Origin of the sequence: Flammeovirga aprica JL-4 (assembly GCF_012844305.1) — a bacterium.
Lineage (GTDB): Bacteria > Bacteroidota > Bacteroidia > Cytophagales > Flammeovirgaceae > Flammeovirga > Flammeovirga aprica.
This window is the reverse complement of the sequence record NZ_JABANE010000460.1, coordinates 1-502: the sequence shown is the minus strand read 5'-3', so window position 1 is coordinate 502 and position 502 is coordinate 1. Positions and strand designations below refer to the sequence as shown.

The following is a 502-nucleotide window of genomic DNA, read 5'->3' as shown; positions in this document are numbered from 1 at the left end:
TCGTTCCCCTGCGCTATCCGCGCTGGCTGCTGGTGCTGATGGTGGGTCTTTCCTGCGCCTGTTTCTGCAAACTGAATAACGGCGGTTGGGATGGAGCGCTGGTCAGCTTCTGCGCCAGCACGGTAGCCATGTACATTCGCCAGATGCTGACCCATCGCTCCATGCATCCGCAGATCAACTTCTGCATCACCGCCTTTGTCGCCACCACCATCTCCGGGCTGCTGCTGCGCCTCCCGGCGTTTGCCAGCACGCCGACCATTGCCATGGCCGCCAGCGTTCTGCTGCTGGTCCCGGGTTTTCCATTAATCAATGCCGTCGCCGATATGTTTAAAGGGCATATCAATACCGGACTCGCCCGCTGGGCGATTGCCAGCCTGCTAACCCTCGCCACCTGCATTGGCGTGGTGATGGCCATGACCGTATGGGGGCTGCGCGGATGGGCATAATCTCATTTATTTTTGCGCTGGCGGAAGACATGCTGCTGGCGGCGATCCCCGCCGTC

1 protein-coding gene is annotated in these 502 nt (G+C 60.4%); it reads left to right on the top strand.

Annotation, left to right across the window (positions count from 1 at the left end; translation table 11 throughout):
- On the top strand, positions 1 to 446 hold a 446-nt coding region (locus HHU12_RS34945; RefSeq protein WP_169661262.1), incomplete at its 5' end, for a threonine/serine exporter family protein.
- Positions 447 to 502 lie beyond the last annotated feature (56 nt).